The 17,096-nt window shown below is 69.3% G+C and carries 22 protein-coding genes; 14 read left to right on the top strand and 8 right to left on the bottom strand.

What is annotated here, in order from left to right:
- The first annotated feature begins 17 nt into the window (after positions 1 to 17).
- Both MFF22_RS17265 and murA read left to right on the top strand, forming a co-directional pair.
- Positions 18 to 167: a hypothetical protein gene (locus tag MFF22_RS17265; RefSeq protein ID WP_238250213.1), complete on the top strand. Its 150-nt coding sequence runs from the start codon at positions 18 to 20 to the stop codon at positions 165 to 167.
- Positions 168 to 327: 160 nt separating this feature from the next.
- On the top strand, positions 328 to 1,617 hold the full coding sequence (gene murA / locus MFF22_RS17260; protein ID WP_238250212.1) for a UDP-N-acetylglucosamine 1-carboxyvinyltransferase: 1,290 nt from the start codon (positions 328 to 330) through the stop codon (positions 1,615 to 1,617).
- 43 nt (positions 1,618 to 1,660) lie between these two features.
- Here the strand turns inward: murA and MFF22_RS17255 are convergent, their stop codons facing one another.
- Positions 1,661 to 1,966, bottom strand: coding sequence for a hypothetical protein (locus MFF22_RS17255; RefSeq protein ID WP_238250206.1), 306 nt, complete (start codon positions 1,964 to 1,966; stop codon positions 1,661 to 1,663).
- A 184-nt stretch (positions 1,967 to 2,150) separates the two neighbouring features.
- Between MFF22_RS17255 and MFF22_RS17250 the strand changes: the two genes are divergently transcribed.
- From MFF22_RS17250 to MFF22_RS17235, 4 genes are read left to right on the top strand one after another with little or no spacing between them, the layout of a single operon-like run.
- Positions 2,151 to 2,594, top strand: a complete 444-nt coding sequence (locus MFF22_RS17250; protein ID WP_238250205.1) for a DUF2948 family protein — start codon at positions 2,151 to 2,153, stop codon at positions 2,592 to 2,594.
- Between the two features lie 20 nt (positions 2,595 to 2,614).
- Positions 2,615 to 3,910 carry a histidinol dehydrogenase gene (gene hisD, locus MFF22_RS17245; protein ID WP_238250204.1) on the top strand — a complete coding sequence of 432 codons (1,296 nt, stop codon included), beginning with the start codon at positions 2,615 to 2,617 and terminating at the stop codon, positions 3,908 to 3,910.
- Positions 3,911 to 3,920: 10 nt separating this feature from the next.
- On the top strand, positions 3,921 to 4,415 hold the full coding sequence (locus MFF22_RS17240; protein ID WP_238250203.1) for a UPF0262 family protein: 495 nt from the start codon (positions 3,921 to 3,923) through the stop codon (positions 4,413 to 4,415).
- Positions 4,416 to 4,449: 34 nt separating this feature from the next.
- Positions 4,450 to 4,920 carry an arsenate-mycothiol transferase ArsC gene (locus MFF22_RS17235; RefSeq protein WP_238250201.1) on the top strand — a complete coding sequence of 157 codons (471 nt, stop codon included), beginning with the start codon at positions 4,450 to 4,452 and terminating at the stop codon, positions 4,918 to 4,920.
- Between the two features lie 12 nt (positions 4,921 to 4,932).
- On the opposite strand, the gene MFF22_RS17230 is transcribed toward MFF22_RS17235, so the two are convergent.
- The 3 genes from MFF22_RS17230 to MFF22_RS17220 form a co-directional block, all read right to left on the bottom strand.
- The gene (locus MFF22_RS17230; protein ID WP_238250200.1) at positions 4,933 to 5,277 is read right to left on the bottom strand and encodes a hypothetical protein; all 345 of its coding nucleotides are present in this window, start codon (positions 5,275 to 5,277) and stop codon (positions 4,933 to 4,935) included.
- A gap of 143 nt (positions 5,278 to 5,420) precedes the next feature.
- On the bottom strand, positions 5,421 to 5,999 hold the full coding sequence (locus MFF22_RS17225; RefSeq protein WP_238250322.1) for a YceI family protein: 579 nt from the start codon (positions 5,997 to 5,999) through the stop codon (positions 5,421 to 5,423).
- Positions 6,000 to 6,160: 161 nt separating this feature from the next.
- On the bottom strand, positions 6,161 to 7,186 hold the full coding sequence (locus MFF22_RS17220) for a polyprenyl synthetase family protein (protein WP_238250321.1): 1,026 nt from the start codon (positions 7,184 to 7,186) through the stop codon (positions 6,161 to 6,163).
- Positions 7,187 to 7,426: 240 nt separating this feature from the next.
- On the opposite strand from MFF22_RS17220, the gene MFF22_RS17215 reads away from it, so the two are divergent.
- The 5 genes from MFF22_RS17215 to MFF22_RS17195 all read left to right on the top strand — a co-directional run bounded on the left by MFF22_RS17215 (position 7,427) and on the right by MFF22_RS17195 (position 10,228).
- Positions 7,427 to 7,651: a putative signal transducing protein gene (locus MFF22_RS17215; protein WP_238250198.1), complete on the top strand. Its 225-nt coding sequence runs from the start codon at positions 7,427 to 7,429 to the stop codon at positions 7,649 to 7,651.
- Entirely contained in the window at positions 7,648 to 8,394 is a 747-nt protein-coding gene (locus tag MFF22_RS17210; protein WP_238250197.1) for a tRNA1(Val) (adenine(37)-N6)-methyltransferase, read from the top strand. Before MFF22_RS17215 ends, MFF22_RS17210 begins: the two co-directional genes overlap by 4 nt.
- 271 nt (positions 8,395 to 8,665) lie before the next feature.
- Positions 8,666 to 9,466 (top strand): heme ABC transporter permease, encoded by an 801-nt coding sequence (locus MFF22_RS17205; protein ID WP_238250320.1) that lies wholly within the window; start codon positions 8,666 to 8,668, stop codon positions 9,464 to 9,466.
- Between the two features lie 7 nt (positions 9,467 to 9,473).
- Positions 9,474 to 9,620 (top strand): heme exporter protein CcmD, encoded by a 147-nt coding sequence (gene ccmD / locus MFF22_RS17200; protein WP_370877509.1) that lies wholly within the window; start codon positions 9,474 to 9,476, stop codon positions 9,618 to 9,620.
- Entirely contained in the window at positions 9,617 to 10,228 is a 612-nt protein-coding gene (locus MFF22_RS17195; protein WP_238250196.1) for a DsbE family thiol:disulfide interchange protein, read from the top strand. Before ccmD ends, MFF22_RS17195 begins: the two co-directional genes overlap by 4 nt.
- A 56-nt stretch (positions 10,229 to 10,284) precedes the next feature.
- On the opposite strand, the gene MFF22_RS17190 is transcribed toward MFF22_RS17195, so the two are convergent.
- Both MFF22_RS17190 and ftsY read right to left on the bottom strand, forming a co-directional pair.
- Entirely contained in the window at positions 10,285 to 10,893 is a 609-nt protein-coding gene (locus MFF22_RS17190) for a septation protein A (protein ID WP_238250194.1), read from the bottom strand.
- A gap of 31 nt (positions 10,894 to 10,924) precedes the next feature.
- Positions 10,925 to 12,256 (bottom strand): signal recognition particle-docking protein FtsY, encoded by a 1,332-nt coding sequence (gene ftsY, locus MFF22_RS17185; protein ID WP_238250192.1) that lies wholly within the window; start codon positions 12,254 to 12,256, stop codon positions 10,925 to 10,927.
- Between the two features lie 44 nt (positions 12,257 to 12,300).
- On the opposite strand from ftsY, the gene MFF22_RS17180 reads away from it, so the two are divergent.
- The gene (locus MFF22_RS17180) at positions 12,301 to 12,981 is read left to right on the top strand and encodes an RluA family pseudouridine synthase (protein ID WP_238250190.1); all 681 of its coding nucleotides are present in this window, start codon (positions 12,301 to 12,303) and stop codon (positions 12,979 to 12,981) included.
- Positions 12,982 to 13,138: 157 nt separating this feature from the next.
- On the opposite strand, the gene mtaB is transcribed toward MFF22_RS17180, so the two are convergent.
- Positions 13,139 to 14,365 (bottom strand): tRNA (N(6)-L-threonylcarbamoyladenosine(37)-C(2))-methylthiotransferase MtaB, encoded by a 1,227-nt coding sequence (gene mtaB / locus MFF22_RS17175; RefSeq protein ID WP_238250189.1) that lies wholly within the window; start codon positions 14,363 to 14,365, stop codon positions 13,139 to 13,141.
- On the bottom strand, positions 14,365 to 15,252 hold the full coding sequence (gene dapF / locus MFF22_RS17170) for a diaminopimelate epimerase (RefSeq protein ID WP_238250188.1): 888 nt from the start codon (positions 15,250 to 15,252) through the stop codon (positions 14,365 to 14,367). The genes mtaB and dapF overlap by 1 nt, the downstream gene beginning before the upstream one ends.
- A gap of 195 nt (positions 15,253 to 15,447) precedes the next feature.
- Between dapF and MFF22_RS17165 the strand changes: the two genes are divergently transcribed.
- Together MFF22_RS17165 and MFF22_RS17160 are read left to right on the top strand one after the other, a co-directional pair.
- A complete protein-coding gene (locus MFF22_RS17165; protein WP_238250187.1) occupies positions 15,448 to 16,215 on the top strand; it encodes a GyrI-like domain-containing protein in 768 nt (255 codons plus the stop codon).
- A 197-nt stretch (positions 16,216 to 16,412) separates the two neighbouring features.
- The gene (locus MFF22_RS17160) at positions 16,413 to 17,081 is read left to right on the top strand and encodes an endonuclease III domain-containing protein (RefSeq protein ID WP_238250318.1); all 669 of its coding nucleotides are present in this window, start codon (positions 16,413 to 16,415) and stop codon (positions 17,079 to 17,081) included.
- Positions 17,082 to 17,096 lie beyond the last annotated feature (15 nt).

The raw sequence follows: 17,096 nt of genomic DNA, 5'->3' as shown, positions 1-17,096 counted from the left end.
TCCGGAATTCGCGCCCGATGACCGAGGACAAGCCCGACGCCCGAGCCGAGCGCCTGAAGGCGGCGCTGAGGGCGAATTTGCGCCGACGCAAGGCTCAGGAACGGGGCCGCAACAGCCCCGACAAGCCTCCGGCCGGGCGGGACGACGCGCCGCAGGAAGAACGGTAGATCGCAGGCCGGCCAAGCTGTCGGCGCGTCCTTCGCGACATTCGGTCCCGATTCCGACAAATCCGGTCTATAGCAGCCTCCGGTCAAGCCTGGGCGTTCCCGCGCCCGATACAGATTTCAGCTCCCTCCGCTGTGGGCCGGGGGCGTCAGGACATACTCGATGGATCGCATCCACATCACCGGCGGCACGCCTCTCCACGGCGTGATCCCGATCTCGGGCGCCAAGAATGCCGCCCTCCCGCTGATGATCGCCAGCCTCATGACCGGCGAGACGCTGGAACTGATCAACGTCCCCCGCCTCGCCGACATCACCGCCCTGCTACGCATCCTCGGCAATCACGGGGTCGATCACATGGTGGTGGGCAAGCGCCCGGGTCAGACGTCGGAAACCGGCCAGACCATCCGGCTCACCGCCTCGAACGTCATCGACACCACGGCCCCCTACGACCTCGTCTCGACGATGCGGGCAAGCTTCTGGGTCATCGCACCCCTGCTCGCCCGGTTCGGCGAGGCCAAGGTGTCCCTGCCGGGCGGATGCGCCATCGGGACGCGCCCGGTCGATCTGCTGATCATGGCCCTCCAGAGCCTCGGCGCGGAGACGGAGATCGACGGCGGCTACGTTATCGCCAAGACGAAGAAGGGCCTGCGCGGGGCGGAGGTGTCGTTCCCCAAGGTCACCGTCGGCGGAACCCATGTGGCGCTCATGGCCGCCGCCCTCGCCTACGGCACCAGCGTGATTGAGAACGCCGCCCGGGAGCCGGAGGTGGTGGACCTCGCCGACTGCCTCAACAAGATGGGCGCGCGGATTAAAGGTGCGGGCACCCCGCGGATCGAAATCGAAGGCGTCGCCCGCCTCGGGGGCGCCCGCCACGAGGTGCTCCCCGACCGCATCGAGACCGGAACCTACGCCATGGCCGTCGCGATGGCCGGGGGCGACGTTATCCTGAAGGATACCCGCGCGGACCTGCTCCACTCCGCCCTCGACGTGCTGGCCACGACGGGCGCCGAAATCAGTCAGGTGGAAGGCGGCATCCGCGTCCGCCGCAACGGCGCCGGCATCGCCGCCGTAGATGTCACCACGGACCCGTTCCCCGGCTTCCCGACCGACCTCCAGGCGCAGTTCATGGCGCTGATGACCCTGGCGAAGGGCCAATCGCATATCCGCGAGACCATCTTCGAGAACCGCTTCATGCACGTCCAGGAACTCGCCCGCCTCGGGGCGAAGATCCGCCTCGACGGCGACATGGCGATCGTCGAAGGCGTGGACCGTCTGCGCGGCGCCCCGGTCATGGCCACGGATCTTCGGGCCTCGGTCTCCCTGGTGATCGCCGGTCTCGCCGCCGAGGGTGAGACGCAGATCAACCGGGTCTACCATCTCGACCGGGGCTTCGAGGCGTTGGAAGCCAAGCTCGGCCGCTGCGGCGCTCAAATCGAGCGCGTGCGGGCCTGACAAGCGGCGCGGGCGGCCGAACGCCGCCCGCCATCCGATCGCCTCAGCCGCCGATGGCGCCGCGCTTGAGCCCGAAGCCCGGGATCTCGCAACCGCAGGGCGTGTTGAATGGGCCCGGCCGCGTGGGGCAATTGCCGCGGGCCGTGACGCAGATCCGGCCGAAACGACGCGGACCGAAGTCGTAATCGTCGCGGTAGCGACGCGGCCGGTCCTCGTAATACTCCGGAGCCGGCCGGCGGGGCCGGTAGTCATAATCGTCGCGGTAGTACTGCGCACTCGCGGGCGCCGCCAGCGTGGGGGCGAGTGCAAGGGCCGTCAGTACCGCGAGGGTGAAGCGTGTCCCCGTCATCGTCCTGCCTTGTCGTCAAGCCGCATTCCGGCGGCCACGGTTGGCCGCAACCTAGTGCTGCAATCATGAACGGCACATGAGGCGGGCCAATCCCCGCCCCGGCAACGTTGCCCGGACAGGCCAGCGCCGCTACTGACGCCCTGCCGCCCCTCCCGCGGGCATCCTGCACCGACCGGAACCCCCGATGGAGCTTCTGAAGCTCGCTGCCCTGGACGCTGAAGACCTGACCGTGATCTCGGCCCATCTTCAGGACGCGATCCTGCGGCCGGACGATCTCAGCTATCTCGTCCGGGAGAAACGCTTCGCCCTGGCGCTGAGGCGCTTCGACTGGTCCGCCGGGTTGAAGGTGCCGCCCCGGCGGCGTCTGACGGGATTGCATTTCGAGCGCGTGCTCTCGGTGCGGACCCGGGGTCTCCGGCGTGGCGACGACGCCGTGCCCCTGAGCCTCCTGGCGATCACCTTCACGCCCGGCGATACACCATCGGGACAGATCGAGATCCTGTTCTCCGGAAACGGGACGATCCGCCTGGAGGTGGAGTGCATCGAGGCCCGGATGAAGGATCTCGGGCCCGTCTGGGAAGCGGGGGCACGGCCGGGCCACGGCGACACGCCGGAACCGGAAGCCTGAGACTTTAAGGGGGGACGAAGATGGTCCGCATCGACAGCCGTGACCCGGATTTCGCGCAAAGTTTCGCGCGCCTCCTGACCATGAAGCGCGAGATCTCGGAGGACGTGGACGACGCCGTCCGCCGAATCATCGCCGACGTGGTCGCGAAGGGGGATGAGGCTCTCGTCGAGTACACCAGCCGTTTCGACCGGCTCGGCGCCTCGTTCTCCGCAGAACGCCTGCGCATCGGCGCTGACGAGGTGGCGGCCGCCGTGGAGGCCTGCCCGCCGGAGGCGATCGAGGCCCTGCGCCTCGCCGCGGAGCGCATCGAGACCTTTCACCGGGCGCAAAAGCCCGCCGACCACAAGGCCACGGACGCGCTGGGCGTCACGGCCGGATGGCGGTGGACCGCCCTCGAGTCGGTGGGCCTCTACGTCCCCGGCGGGACGGCGAGCTACCCGTCCTCGGTCCTGATGAATGCCGTGCCGGCGCGGGTCGCCGGGGTGCCGCGCATCGTTATGGTCGTGCCGACGCCGGACGGGATCCTCAATCCCCTGGTCCTCGCCGCCGCCCATCTGGCGGGCGTGGACGAGATCTACCGGATCGGCGGCGCACAGGCCGTCGCCGCCCTCGCCTACGGCACGGCGACCATCGAGCCCGTGGCGAAGATCGTCGGCCCCGGCAATGCGTGGGTGGCGGCGGCCAAGCGGCGGGTGTTCGGACAGGTCGGCATCGACATGATCGCCGGCCCTTCCGAGGTGCTGATCCTCGCCGACGGCGAGGCCAACCCGGATTGGATCGCGGCCGACCTGCTGGCGCAGGCGGAACACGACACTGCCGCCCAGTCCGTACTGATCACCGACAGCGGCGACCTCGCGGAAGCTGTGGAAAAGGCCGTGGAACGTGCCCTCACCACCCTCCCCCGCGCCGACATCGCCCGGGCCAGCTGGCGGGATTACGGCGCCATCATCCGCGTCCGGGATTTCGACGAGGCCGTCCCCCTGGTCGACCGGATTGCGCCGGAGCACCTGGAGATCGAGACGAAGGACGCGGAAACCCTGTCCCTGAAGGTCCGCAATGCCGGGGCGATCTTCCTCGGCTCGCACACGCCGGAAGCGATAGGCGACTATGTCGGCGGCCCCAATCACGTCCTGCCCACCGCCCGGTCAGCCCGGTTTTCCTCCGGCCTCGGCGTGCTCGATTTCATGAAGCGCACCACGGTGCTGGCCTGCACGCCGGAGAGCTTGCGGGCGCTCGGGCCGGCGGCGATAACGCTGGGCCGGTCCGAGGGGCTCGAGGGCCACGCCCGTTCCGTGGCGATCCGGCTGAACCTGTGAGGCTTTCGGGATGTCGGACAAGGAGCGGGGGGCGGACAAGGGGCCGAACCGCCTCGTCTCGGTGACCCTGGACGAGTCGTCCATCGCCCGGGGGAATCCCGATCAGGAGCATGAGCGCGCTATCGCGCTCTACGACATCCTGGAGGGCAACAGCTTCTCGGTCCCCGGCCGGGAGGGCCCCTACACGCTTCTCCTCGGCCTCGTGGAGAACAAGCTCTCCTTCGCGATCAGCACCGCCGAGGGCGAGCCGGTCATGACCCACTTGCTGTCGCTGACCCCGTTCCGCAGGGTCATCCGCGACTACGAAATGATCTGCGAAAGCTATTACAACGCGATCCGCACCGCGTCCCCGAGCCAGATCGAGGCGATCGACATGGGACGAAGGGGCCTGCACAACGAAGCCTCCGAGACCCTGAAGCAGCGCCTCGACGGCAAGGTCGACCTCGACCACGATACGGCCCGGCGCCTGTTCACCCTGATCTTCGCCCTCCACTGGAGGGGCTGAAGCAGTGGCCGACCTGCATCCGGCCTGAGATATCATGGACGAGGAGCCACCCGATCCGGCCCCGCGGAAGCGGCGGGTCCAGTCCGTGCTGTTCATGTGCAACTACAATGCGGTGCGCTCGCCGGCCGCTGAGGCAATCGCCCGCCACTATTTCGGCCGCTCGATCTACGTGCAGTCGGCCGGCGTCCGACAGGGCGAGCCCATCGACCCGTTCATGGTGGCGGCCCTTGACGAGATCGGCATCGATGCGAGCCGCCACCGCCCGCGCACCATCGAGCAGTTGGAAGACTGGGAGGGGCTGAACTTCGACCTGATCATCACCCTCGCCCCCGAGGCGCACCACAAGGCCATCGCCCTGACGCACACCTTGGCGGCTGACGTCGAGTACTGGCCGACCCCGGATCCCACCCTGGTGCAGGACGCCTCCCGGGAACAGCGTCTGGAGGCCTACCGGGACGTGCGGGACGGCCTGACGGCACGGATCAAGCAGCGGCTGAAGTCTTAGGGCCGTCCGGCCTCAGCGAAGGATCGCCCGAGGACCGGCTGTGACGGCGTCGAGCAACGCCGCCCGCGCCCGCGCCACGAGGTCCGGGCGGGCCTGGGCGATATCGTCCCCGTCGAGGAGCGGTGACGACGAGAGGGCGGTCAGGTAGATGCTCTCCTCGCCGCGGCACGCCCGGATCGCCGCATCCGCGGCGAGGTCCCGGCCGGTGACGGCCGCACGCTCCCCATAGGCACGGTCCAGGCAGCGGCTCCACGAGAGGTGGGCCGAGGCCGCGTCGCCCGCCTGCGCGGCCACCGGCGCGAGGGCCAGAGCCATCATGGCGGAGAGCAGAAGGGCATGGATGCGAAGGACGGGCACGGGTCTGTCCTGCGTGCTGAAAGCTCCTGTTAGCCTTCACCGAGAGGATGAAGGATCTCTTAATGGGGCCGGCTCGCTTGTCGATAAGTCCCGGTCGACCCTCGGCCCGAACGGGCGCGACGGGGCGACCGGGTCGGCCTCCATCAATCCTGCTTCTCGAACGCCCCGGCGATGGTGAGGTGCAGGTCGTCGCCGATCAGCGGCAGATAGGTCTTCACGCCGAATTCCGAGCGCCTGACCACGCCGGTCGCCTCGAAGCCGACGGTCATCTTCTTGTCGAGGGGGTTCACGCCCGCCCCAATCAGGGTGACGTCGAGGGTCACCGGCTTGGTGACGCCGTGGAGCGTCAGGTCGCCGGTGACCTTTGCATGGTCCTTGCCCGCCGGGGCGACCTTCGTCGAGACGAAAGTCATCTCCGGGTACTTGCCGCCGTCGAGCCACTGGTCGCCCTTCAGCTCGTCCGTCAGCTTGCCGCTCGTGGTCGTCACCGAAGCGACGGGAATCTTGATCGTCAGCTTCGCGGCGGCCGGATCCTTCGGCGTCAGCTGCAGTGTGCCGGACACGTCGGAGAAGCCGCCGGCATAGTTCGTGAAGCCCATATGCGAGACACGCCAGCCGACCTGGGTGTGGTTGGGATCGACCGCGTAGGTTCCGGCCGGGATCTGAGCCGGGTCGCGGGTCGGCGGCGTCTGCGCCTGGGCGGTGGCCACACCGGCCAACATGAGGGTGAGGAAGGCGAAGGACTTCACCGGGGACTCCAGTCTAGTGGCACGCCGCACGAAACCGAAGCCCCGGCGGCGATGCGTCCCTAGTCCCCTTCGCCCCGGCGGTTAAGGTTGCCGGAACCTTGGCCGTGCCGAACCGCACATGGCGGCGGAGGGCTTCAGTGCGCCCGCGCTACGCAGAACTCCACCGCATCGAGCAGCGCCGACCGGACCGGACCCTCAGAGAAGATCGACAGAGCCGCCTTGGCCTTCTCGCCGTAATGGCGGGCACGGGCGACCGTCTCCTCCAGGGTACCGTGCCGCCGGAGCGTGGCGAGGGCGGCGGCGAGGTCGTCGTCGCGGATCTCGCCGCGCTGAAGCGTCCGGCGCCAGAAGGCGCGCTCCTCCTCACTCCCCCGGCGATAGGCCAGGACGATCGGCAGGGTGATCTTGCCCTCGCGAAAATCGTCGCCGACGTTCTTGCCCAGATCCGTGGACGTTCCGCCATAGTCGAGGGCGTCGTCGATCAACTGGAAGGCGATGCCGAGATTCATGCCGTAGGAGCGGGCGGCTTCCTGTTCGGCCTGGCTCCGCTGCGCGATCACCGGGCCGACCTCGCAGGCGGCGGCGAAAAGTTCGGCCGTCTTGCCGCGGATCACGGCGAGGTAGGCCTCCTCGCTGGTCTCCAGGTTCTTGGCGGCGGCGAGCTGCATCACCTCGCCTTCCGCGATCACGGTCGCGGCGGCGGACAGGATGTCGAGGGCCTTCAGCGAGCCTACCTCCACCATCATGCGGAAGGCCTGCCCCAGGAGGAAATCGCCGACGAGGACGCTCGCCTCGTTGCCCCACTTGATCCGGGCGGCGACCCGGCCCCGGCGCATGTCGCTCTCGTCGACCACGTCGTCGTGCAGGAGCGTGGCGGTGTGCATGAACTCGACGCTGGCGGCGAGTTTCACGTCGCCGTCCCGGCCGCCTTCGTCGACGTAGCCGCAGAGCTGCGCGCAGGCGAGGGTGAGGATCGGCCGCAGGCGCTTGCCGCCTGAGGCGATGAGGTGGTTCGCCACCTCCGGGATCATCGCGACGTCGGAGCCGGTCCGGGACAGGATCGTGGCATTGACCCGCGTCATCCCGTCGGCGACCAGCGCGACGAGGTCGTTCAGCCCGGCATCGTCGGGCTTCGTCGGGTTCTCGATCGTGGCGGCGATACCCAAGATCCGTGACTCCCAAGCCGGGCCGCGCGGGAGACGTCCGCGCGGAAACCATCGGCGCCGTCCAATCGCATGGTGCCTGCGGCGTCGCAACATCGCGGGATATGGGCCACCGGCCCCCCGCTCTCCACGCGGCGAATGCGCCAACCCGCCCCGGCGATCCCGCGATACCCACCGCCGACGCGGTTTCCTGCTAAACGCCATGGCATTAAGAGGCCACGCAACTCGGAGACAGAGGTGATCGAGCTGATCCGCGCGAACGACATTGTTCTCATCGGCTTCGCGCGCTCGCTGCTCGAGGATGCCGGCATCCCTGTTCTGGTGGCGGACGAGCATATGAGCGCCATGGAAGGCTCCATCGGCATGTTCGGCCGGCGGCTCCTCGTGCCCACGGACCATGCCGCCCAGGCCCGGCGGATCCTGAAGGATGCCGGTCTCGCCCACGAGTTGCGCGGACTGTGAGCACGGTGCCCGATGCCCTCCTCGGCGGGCGCCTCCACCTGCACCAGCCGCCCCGGGGCGCGCACCGGGCCGGCACGGACGGGGTGCTTTTGGCTCATCTCCTGGCCCCGGCGCCCGGTGAAAGGCTGTGCGACGTGGGTTCCGGGCCGGGTATCGTCGGCCTCGCCTGCGCCCGTCTGCATCCGGGCGTGCTTCTGACGCTGGTCGAGAAAGACCCCGCGCTGGCGGACCTCGCCCGGACCAATGCGCATCTGAACGGCATTTCGGCGGAGGTGATCGAGGCGGATGTCCTTGCGCCCGGCCGGGTCCGGGAGGCTGCGGGGCTGGTGCCCGATACGTTCGACGGCGTGCTGACCAATCCGCCGTATTTCGAGGCCGGTCGCCACCGCCCCTCCCCCGATCCCGCCAAGGCCGATGCCCACGGTTTCGCGCAGGAGGGTCTCGACGGCTGGATCCGCACCTGTGCCGGCATCCTGCGGCCCGGCGGGCGGCTCGGGATGATCCACCGGGCCGACGCGCTTCCCCGCTGCTTGACGGCGCTGAACGGACGGTTCGGCGGTATTGCGGTTCGGCCGGTCCACGCCCGGGAGGATGATCCGGCGATCCGCATCCTCGTCAGCGCCGTAAAGGGCAGCCGGGCGGAGTTCACGCTCCGGCCTCCGTTGGTGCTGCACGGGGCGGATGGGCGGTTCACGCCGGAAGCCGAGGCGCTTCACCGGGGCGAGATAATCCCTTTGTCGTGATGCCGTCCGCTTATCCCACCCTCCCCCTCATCCTGAAGGGCCCGGCTCGAGCGGGCCTCGAAGGAGGGTTTCAGGGATCACGGAGACCTCTGGAGCCCTCCTTCGAGGCGGCTTCGCCGCACCTCAGGATGAGGACGTGAAGGGGAAAAGCCCGTTTATCTCATCGGCACCCGGGATGAGACGAAAGCACCGACACCCGCGCCCGATACCCGCATTGTTGCTGCACCGCACCCTGGGGTAGGAGCGCAGGATCATGTCCGAGACCGCGACGATGACGCCTTCCCTCTGGACCCGGCTGTCCAACCCCGGCCACTTCATGCGATGGTCCGGGAAAGCCGTGCCATGGCTGACGGCCCTGTCCGTCGCGGCCCTGGCGGTCGGCCTGTACCTGACCTTCTTCATCGTGCCCCCCGACTACCAGCAGGGCGAAACGGTGCGGATCATGTACATCCACGTGCCGGCGGCGTGGCTCGGGGTGTTCTTCTACGGGGCGATGAGCCTGTCGGCGATCGGCACACTGGTGTGGCGCCACCCGCTCGCAGACGTCTCGCAACGGGCTGCGGCGCCCATCGGTGCGGCGTTCACCCTGGTCTGCCTCGTCACCGGCTCCCTCTGGGGCAAGCCGATGTGGGGCACCTACTGGGTGTGGGATGCCCGCCTGACTTCGATGCTCGTGCTGTTCCTGATCTATTGCGGCCTGATCGCCCTGTGGCGGACAATCGAGGATCCGAACCGGGCCGCCCGGGCCGTCGCGATCCTCACCCTCGTTGGGGCGGTGAACCTGCCGATCATCAAGTTCTCGGTGAACTGGTGGTCGACCCTGCACCAGCCGGCCTCGATCCTGCGCATGGGCGGGTCGACCATCGACCCGTCGATGCTCTACCCGCTCCTGCTGATGATCGGCGCTGCGACGCTCGGCGGGTCGACCCTCCACCTCTACGCCATGCGCACCGAGATCATGCGCCGCCGGGTGCGGACCCTCACCATCCGCGAAGCCGAACGCCTCGATGCCGGCGCCGTGCGGGTCGTCCCCAGCGCGGCCGGGGCGACGCCCCTTCCTCAAGCCCTGTAGGCCCGCCGTGCTGGACCTGGGACCCCATGGCGGCTTCATCGCCGCCGCCTATGCCTTCACCGCGCTGATCATGGTCGGCCTCGTCGCCAACGCCATCCGCGACCGGGCCGCGCAACGGCGTGCCCTCCACCGCTTCGGGGAGGACAGACGGTGAGCGCCACCGATCCTGCCGCCGGGACGCCGCCGCCAGCCCGCCGCTCCCTGCTCCTGATCCTGCCGGTGGTGGTGTTCGCCGTCCTCGCGGGGGTGATGTTTCTGCGTCTGCGCTCCGGGGCCGACCCTTCGGCCCTGCCCTCGGCGATGATCGGCAAGCCGGTGCCGGCCTTCGACCTGCCCGCGGTGCCTGGCCTCGCCAGCGACGGGACGCCCGTGCCCGGCCTGTCGAGCGCCGACCTGAAGGGCACCGTCACCGTGCTGAACGTGTTCGCCTCGTGGTGCGCCCCCTGTCAGGTGGAGCACCCGATGCTCATGCGGCTCGCCCGGGAGCCCGGCATCCGCCTCGTCGGCATAGACTACAAGGAGCCGGAGCCCGCCGCCGGCCGCAAGTTCCTCGACCGGCACGGCGTTCCGTTCGCGGCCGTCGGCGCCGACGCTGCGGGCCGCGCGGCCATCGATTTCGGCGTCTACGGGGTGCCCGAGACTTTCATCATCGGGCCGGACGGCGTGATCCGCGACAAGATCATCGGCATCCTCACGCCGGAGAATTTTGCGAGCGTGCTCGCCCGCATCCACGCCGCCGGAAAGGTCGCCGAGGCGAGATAGACCCCCGTCGCACCGCCCTCCCCAGGGCGGGCGGGCGGTGTGACGAGGTCCGTTCCTCAAGCCTCGGGCTGCTTCTGCTCGTAGCGCATCAGCAGCGGTGTCTGAGCGAGGGCGAAGAGGACGGTGATGGGCATGATGCCAAACACCTTGAACTTGACCCAGAACTCGTAGTCCTGCGTCCGCCAGACGACCTCGTTCAGGGCAGCGAGGAACAGGAAAAACACGCCCCAGCGGAGCGTCAGCTGCCGCCATCCCTCTTCCGAGAGGGCGAAGACGCTGTCGAGGACCACCGAGAGCAGTGACTTCCGGAAGAAGAGCCCCCCGAGGAGGATGACGCCAAACAGGCCGTTCACGATGGTCGGCTTGATGACGAAGAAGGTCTTGTCCCGCAGGGCCAGGGCGAGGCCGCCGAAGACCAGCACCACGACCCCCGAGACCAGCGGCATGATCGGCACCCGGCGCAGCAACGCAAAGTGGATCGCCAGCGACACCACGGTCGCGCCGACGAACAGTCCGATCGCCGTATAAGTCGCCTGATCGCCGCTGAGGCCGAACCTCTCGCCGAAGGCATTGGTGAGGAAGAACAGCACCAGCGGGCCCATCTCCAGGGCGAGCTTGGCGAGGGGCGGCAAGTGCCGGCGCGGGGGGATGGATTCGATCTGCATCGTTGTCATTCTCTCACGGGTTGGACCCGTTTCAGTTCCTCTCCAGGCCGGCGATGGCCCTGGCGAAATCCCGGGCCGCGAAGGGCTCGAGATCCTCGACGCCTTCGCCGACGCCGATGAAGTGGACCGGCAAACCGAACTTCGCCGCCAGCGCCACGAGGATGCCGCCCCGTGCCGTCCCATCGAGCTTGGTCATGACGAGGCCGGTGATCGGTGCGGCCTGGGAGAACAGCTCGACCTGGGAGAGGGCGTTCTGGCCTACCGTGGCATCGAGGATCAGGAGGGTGGCGTGGGGCGCGTCCGGATCCTGCTTGCGCAGCACGCGGACAATCTTTTCCAGCTCGGCCATCAGCCCCGTCTTGTTCTGGAGCCGGCCGGCGGTGTCGATGAGGAGGATGTCCGTCCCCGCCGCCTGTGCCTGTTTCAGGGCATCGAAGGCGAGCCCCGCCGCGTCCGCCCCCTGCGCGCCGCTGATCACGGGCGTATTGGTGCGCGCACCCCAGACCTTGAGCTGGTCGATGGCTGCGGCGCGGAACGTGTCGCCGGCCGCGAGCATGACCGAACGCCCCTCGGCGCGGAACTTCAGGGACAGCTTGCCGAGCGTCGTCGTCTTGCCCGCGCCGTTGACGCCCACCGTCAGGATCACGAACGGCTTGCGCGACGCGTCGATCTCCAGGGGCGTGGCCACCGGTTCGAGGGCGCGCTCGACCTCGCTCGCGAGGATCGCCCGGACCTCGTCGGGCGAGATGCCCTTCTCGTAGCGGCCCTTGCCCACCGCCTCTGAGATCCGCATCGCGGTCTCGAGGCCGAAATCGGCCTGGATGAGGGCGTCCTCCAGATCCTCCAGGGTGGTCGCATCGAGCTTGCGCTTGGTGAACAGCCCGGTGACACGGTCGGACAGGGCCGACGATGTGCGCCGCATGCCGGACGTGAGACGGGTCCACCAGCCCTTGGCCTCCGGCTCGCGACCGGGCCCGGCTCCGGCATCGTGGGCGAGGGCCGCCGCGGAATCGACCGGCTGGATGTCCGGGTCGAGGGCGGCGTGCGGCTCCCTGTTCAGCGCACCGGTATCGATGGGGTCGGCCCCATGAACAGGGTCATCGCCCGCGGTGCCGGCGGGCGGCTTCTCCGGCTCGCCATCGATCGGGAGCAGGTCGGCCCCTTCGGTGGCGTCGATCGGAGGCTCTTCCTCCGGCAGCGGGACATGGGTGACATCCTCCGCCCCGGTGGCGAAGTCGGGTTCACCCTCGGATGGCGAGGCCGGTGATTCGGGCGACGGCGTCTCGGTGGCGCCACCGGAAATCTCGTCCTTCTTCCGCCCGAACAGGCGTCCGAACCAGCCGGACTTGTCCTCGCTCGTCATAAACCCTCGCATTTCGCCCGAATCCGGCGCATGTGCCGGACCCGATGCCTCACGCCCCCGACATAGGCGCGCGCCTCCTCTACCGCGATGCCCTGCTGCTCGTCATCGACAAGCCGGCAGGTCTGCCGGTCCATCCCGGTCCCCGCGGCGGTGAGACGCTGACGGACCACCTCGATGCCCTGCGCTTCGGCCTTCCCCGTCGGCCTGAGGCCGCGCACCGCCTCGACCGCGACACGTCGGGATGTCTCGCGCTCGGCCGGCATGCCAAGGCCCTGGCCCGGCTCGGCAAGCTCTTTTCCGGCAACGCCGTGCAGAAGACCTACTGGGCAGTGGTCAGCGGGGGCCCATCCGGTGAGGCGGGCACCATCGATGTGCCCCTGGGCCGCCGGTCCTCCGATCCGCGCTCCTGGTGGATGAAGGCCGACCCGGACGGCGATCCGGCCCTGACCCATTGGCGCGTCCTCGGCCGGTCGGCGGATCTGACATGGATCGAATTGAAGCCCGTCACTGGGCGCACGCACCAGCTCCGGGTCCATTGCGCCGAGTCGGGCTGGCCGATCTTCGGGGACCCGATCTACGGCGGCGCTCCCCGGGGCAGCGCCCTGCACCTCCATGCCCGTGCCCTGTCGATTCCCCTCTACCCCAAGCGCGAGCCCATCGCCGTCGAGGCTCCCCCGCCCGCGCATATGGCCGACACCCTTTCGCGGTGGACCGCGCCGGGCTAGGTCTGAAACGATTTCTGTCCTCCTTGGATCACGTCATCTCCGCGGTCATTGCGAGCGCAGCGAAGCAACCCAGGGCAGCGGGACGTTTCAGACCGTGGCGGATCCCTGGATTGCTTCGCTCCGCTCGCAATGACGGAAGGACTTTTGCAGCAGCCTGTTACACCCCGGCGATCAGCCGCGTTCCGTCATGCCCTGTAACGGTCACGTCGCAGATCGTGCCCGGCGCGACCCCTTCGCCGAGGACCACGGTCGAAAAATCCTCCGCCCTTCCCGTTCCGCCCCGTTCGGCCAGGACCCGGACCTGCCGGCCCACCTGTGCCGCGAGGTGCCGGGCGCGGGCGCGGTCGCCCGCCTCCCGGAGCCGTGCGGCCCGTTCACGGATCGCCTCCGGCGCGACCGGCGGCATCCGCGCAGCCGGCGTCCCGGGACGGGGCGAATAGGGGAAGACATGGAGATGCGTGAGACCACACTCTTCGACGAGGGCGAGGGTCTGCGCGAACTGCGCTTCCGTCTCGGTGGGGAAACCGGCGATCAGGTCCGCGCCGAAGACGAGCTCCGGACGGGCCGCTCGGGCCGACCTGCAAAAGCGGATCGCGTCGGCCCGGGAATGGCGCCGCTTCATCCGCTTGAGGATCAGATCGTCCCCGGCCTGGAGGGACAGGTGGAGGTGGGGCATCACCCGGTGCTGACCGGCGATGGCATCGAGCAACGCCTCGTCCACCTCCACGGAGTCGATGGACGAGAGGCGCAGCCGGGCGAGGTCGGGCACCTCCGTGAGGATCCTCAGCACGAGGCCGCCGAGGGAGAGGCCTTCGCCGAGGTCGCGGCCATAGGCGGTGAGATCGACGCCGGTCAGCACCACCTCGCGCCCGCCCGCCTCGACGGTGCGGGCGACCTGCTCCACCACGGCACCCGCGGGCACCGACCGGGAGCGTCCACGCCCGAAGGGAATGACGCAGAAGGTGCAGCGATGGTCGCATCCGTTCTGCACGGGGATGAAGGTGCGGGTGTGCCCGCTCATGCCGGAGATCCCCGCCGGCTCCGCGGTCGATGCCTCCATGACGGCGCCGGGACCCCGCGCCGCGCCGGCCCAGGCGGACGGATCGAGCTTTTCGGCATTGCCGATGAGCCGGCTGACCTCGGGCATAGCCCGGTAGGCGTCGGTCTCCACCTCGGCGCCGCAGCCGGTCACGACGATTTCAGCCCCAGGTTGCGCCCTGGCCGCCCGCCGGATCGCCTTGCGCGCCTGCCGGCCCGCTTCCTGCGTCACCGCACAGGTGTTCACAACGATCCGCGGGCGGCCGTCGCGGGCGGCGAGGCGGCGCATCGCCTCCGTCTCGACGGTGTTGAGGCGGCAGCCGAAGGTCAGGGTCTCGACAGTCATCAGTCGATCCCGCGGAACAGCTCCGGCGCGAACGTCCCTTCCGCCACGAGGGCGACGGGCCCGGTCATGAGCACGTGGTCGTCGGCGCGCCACTCCACGAACAGGTCCCCGCCGGGCAGGCTCACGGTCGCCTGTCGCCCGATCATCCGCAGGCGCGAGGCGGCCACCACCGTCGCGCAGGCCGCCGTGCCGCAGGCGAGGGTGAGGCCGGCGCCCCGCTCCCAGACCCGGAGCTTGATCGCCTCTCGCCCGATTACCTGCGCCACCGAGATGTTGGCGCGCTCGGGGAAGACCGGGTGGTTCTCGAGGAGAGGACCGAGCCGGGCGAGGTCGAAGTCGTCCGGATCGGTATCGACAAAGAAGACGGCGTGGGGGTTGCCCATGTTCACGACCCCCGGTGAGTGCAGAACGGGCGCGTCGATGGGACCGACCTGCAACTCGATGCGGCGGGTATCGGGGAAGGGTTCGGCCAGGGGTATCTCATCCCAGGCGAGGCGCGGCCGGCCCATGTCCACGGTGAAGGACCGCTCGGCGTTGCGGCGCACGCCCACGCGCCCGGCGCTGGTCTCCAGCACGAGCCGATTGCCCTCGGCCGGTCGCGCCATGGCCGGATCGTCGAGCATCGCGTAGGCGACGCAGCGGGTGCCGTTTCCGCAGGCGCCCGATTCCGACCCATCGGTGTTGTAGATGCGCATGAAGGCGTCGGTCCCCGCGCTCACCGGATCGTGCAACACCATCAATTGATCGAAAGCCGAGCCGGGATCCGCCGCGATGGCCCGCGCCTCCGGCGCCGTGACGCGCAAGTCCGTGCCGCGCAGGTCGAGCACCACGATCGCGTTGCCGGCGCCGTGCATCTTCAGGAAACGTCGATGGGCGAGTGCGCTCATGCGGTGGGATCTGTCGAAGGGGTTTTGCGGCGCTTATGGCAAACCCGGCGCCGGAGTGCGAGTGCGCCGGAGCGTTGCAGATCCGCCGCACCGGCGGGTCGTGTCGCGGACGGCCTCGCGGGACCGCAAGAACCCGATTACCGTAATGACGGCCGCCGCGATCTTCGAGTCGCCGGCGCCGATGGGAGCCCCCGCGTGACCCGCTGCCGCCGCTTCGCCTCCGGTCTCTGCGTCCTCGTCGCGGGGCTGGCCTCCGCCGTCCCGCTCGCCGCGCAGCAGCCGCCACCGCAATCGGGCGTGCCCTCTCCGGCCCAGACGAACCCCCTGTCGACGACCACCGCGCCGAACCCCACCCCCGACCCGAACCGCAGCGCCGCCCCGGCGCCCGAGCAGGCCGTGACGCCGCCCCCCGCCGGGCAGGCCGCGCCGGGAGCGGGATCGACCACGCCGGCGACCGATCCCACCCGGCCTCCCCTCGTTGCGAAGCCGGCCGAACCCGGCGACGTGGACGAGGTGACCCTCCCGGCCAAGCCGGCGGCGATCCTCGCCGGCAAGGCGAAGTGGGAGGACGCGGTGCCGAGCCTCCAGAAAGCCTTCGCACAGATCGAGGCGGACCTGGGCAAGGCCGGGATCAAGCCGGCCGGGCGCCCCCTGGCGGTCTTCACCAAGACCGAGGATGACGGCTTCGAGTTCGACGCCATGATCCCCGTCGCGGCCCCGCCCGCCGTCGCCCCCGCCAGCGACGACGGCCTGCATTTCGGCACGACCCCCGCGGGGAAGGCCCTCCGCTTCGCCCATCGCGGGTCCTACGAGTCGATCGACGGCACCTACGAGACCCTGACCGCCTATCTCGATGCCAAGGACGTGGTGGTGCAGGACCGTTTCGTGGAGGAATACGTCACCGACCTGAAGGACGGGACGGACGACGCCCTCGACGTCAACATCTACGCGCTGCTCAAATGATTCCGGACAGGGGAACGCGCCCCGCGCAAGCAGCCCGGCGGCGCGACGATGGACATTTTGCCGCCGCAGCAACCGGGCGGGAACGCGCCCCAGCGGAGTGGGATTTGCCCGCCATGTTGTCCGCGAGCAATAATTTGCCACTTCCGGTTGTGCGATCCGCGGAAGCGGCCGGCGTGTCGAGTGCAGCCGATCTCGCCATGCTTGTGCATGCGCGCCTGTGCACGGTCTACAACTGTCCGATTCCCTATTTCAGCGACCTGGAGCCCCTCTCCGAGCTGGTCTCTGCACTTCTTTCCCACCGGACGCGCAACGCCGCGTCCGGCAAGGCCTTCGACGCCCTGCGGGCACGGTTTCCGACCTGGGAAGAGGTGATGCGCGCCGACCTTTCGGAGATCGAGGCAGCGATCGCCGGGGTGACGTGGCCGGAACTTAAGGCGCCACGCATCCGGACCATCCTCTCGGCCATCGAAGCCCGCGCCGGACGGCTGAGCCTCGATTTCTTGGCCGAACTGTCGCCGGAAGACGCCCGGGCTTGGCTGGAACAGTTCCCCGGCATCGGTCCCAAGACCAGCGCCGCAGTGCTCGCCTTCTCGTCGCTGCGGATGCGGGCGCTCCCGGTGGACAGCCACCATCACCGGGTCGCTCAGCGGCTCGGGCTGATCGGCCCAAGGATCGGTCTCGGGCCAGCGCACGTAATCCTACTGTTGCAGCTTCCCGATACGTGGACGGCCCAGGACCTCTACGACAATCACGAGATCCTGATGATGCATGGCCAGAAGGTCTGCCACCATCGTCGCCCCGCCTGCGGACGCTGCGCCCTGGTCGACCTCTGCCCCAGCGCGCTGAAGGAGATGCGCGAGCCATAAGCACGGTGGCAGGCC

This window comes from Methylobacterium persicinum (assembly GCF_022179525.1).
In the GTDB taxonomy this organism is placed as follows: Bacteria; Pseudomonadota; Alphaproteobacteria; order Rhizobiales; family Beijerinckiaceae; genus Methylobacterium; species Methylobacterium persicinum.
This window is presented reverse-complemented; position numbering and strand designations above follow the sequence as displayed.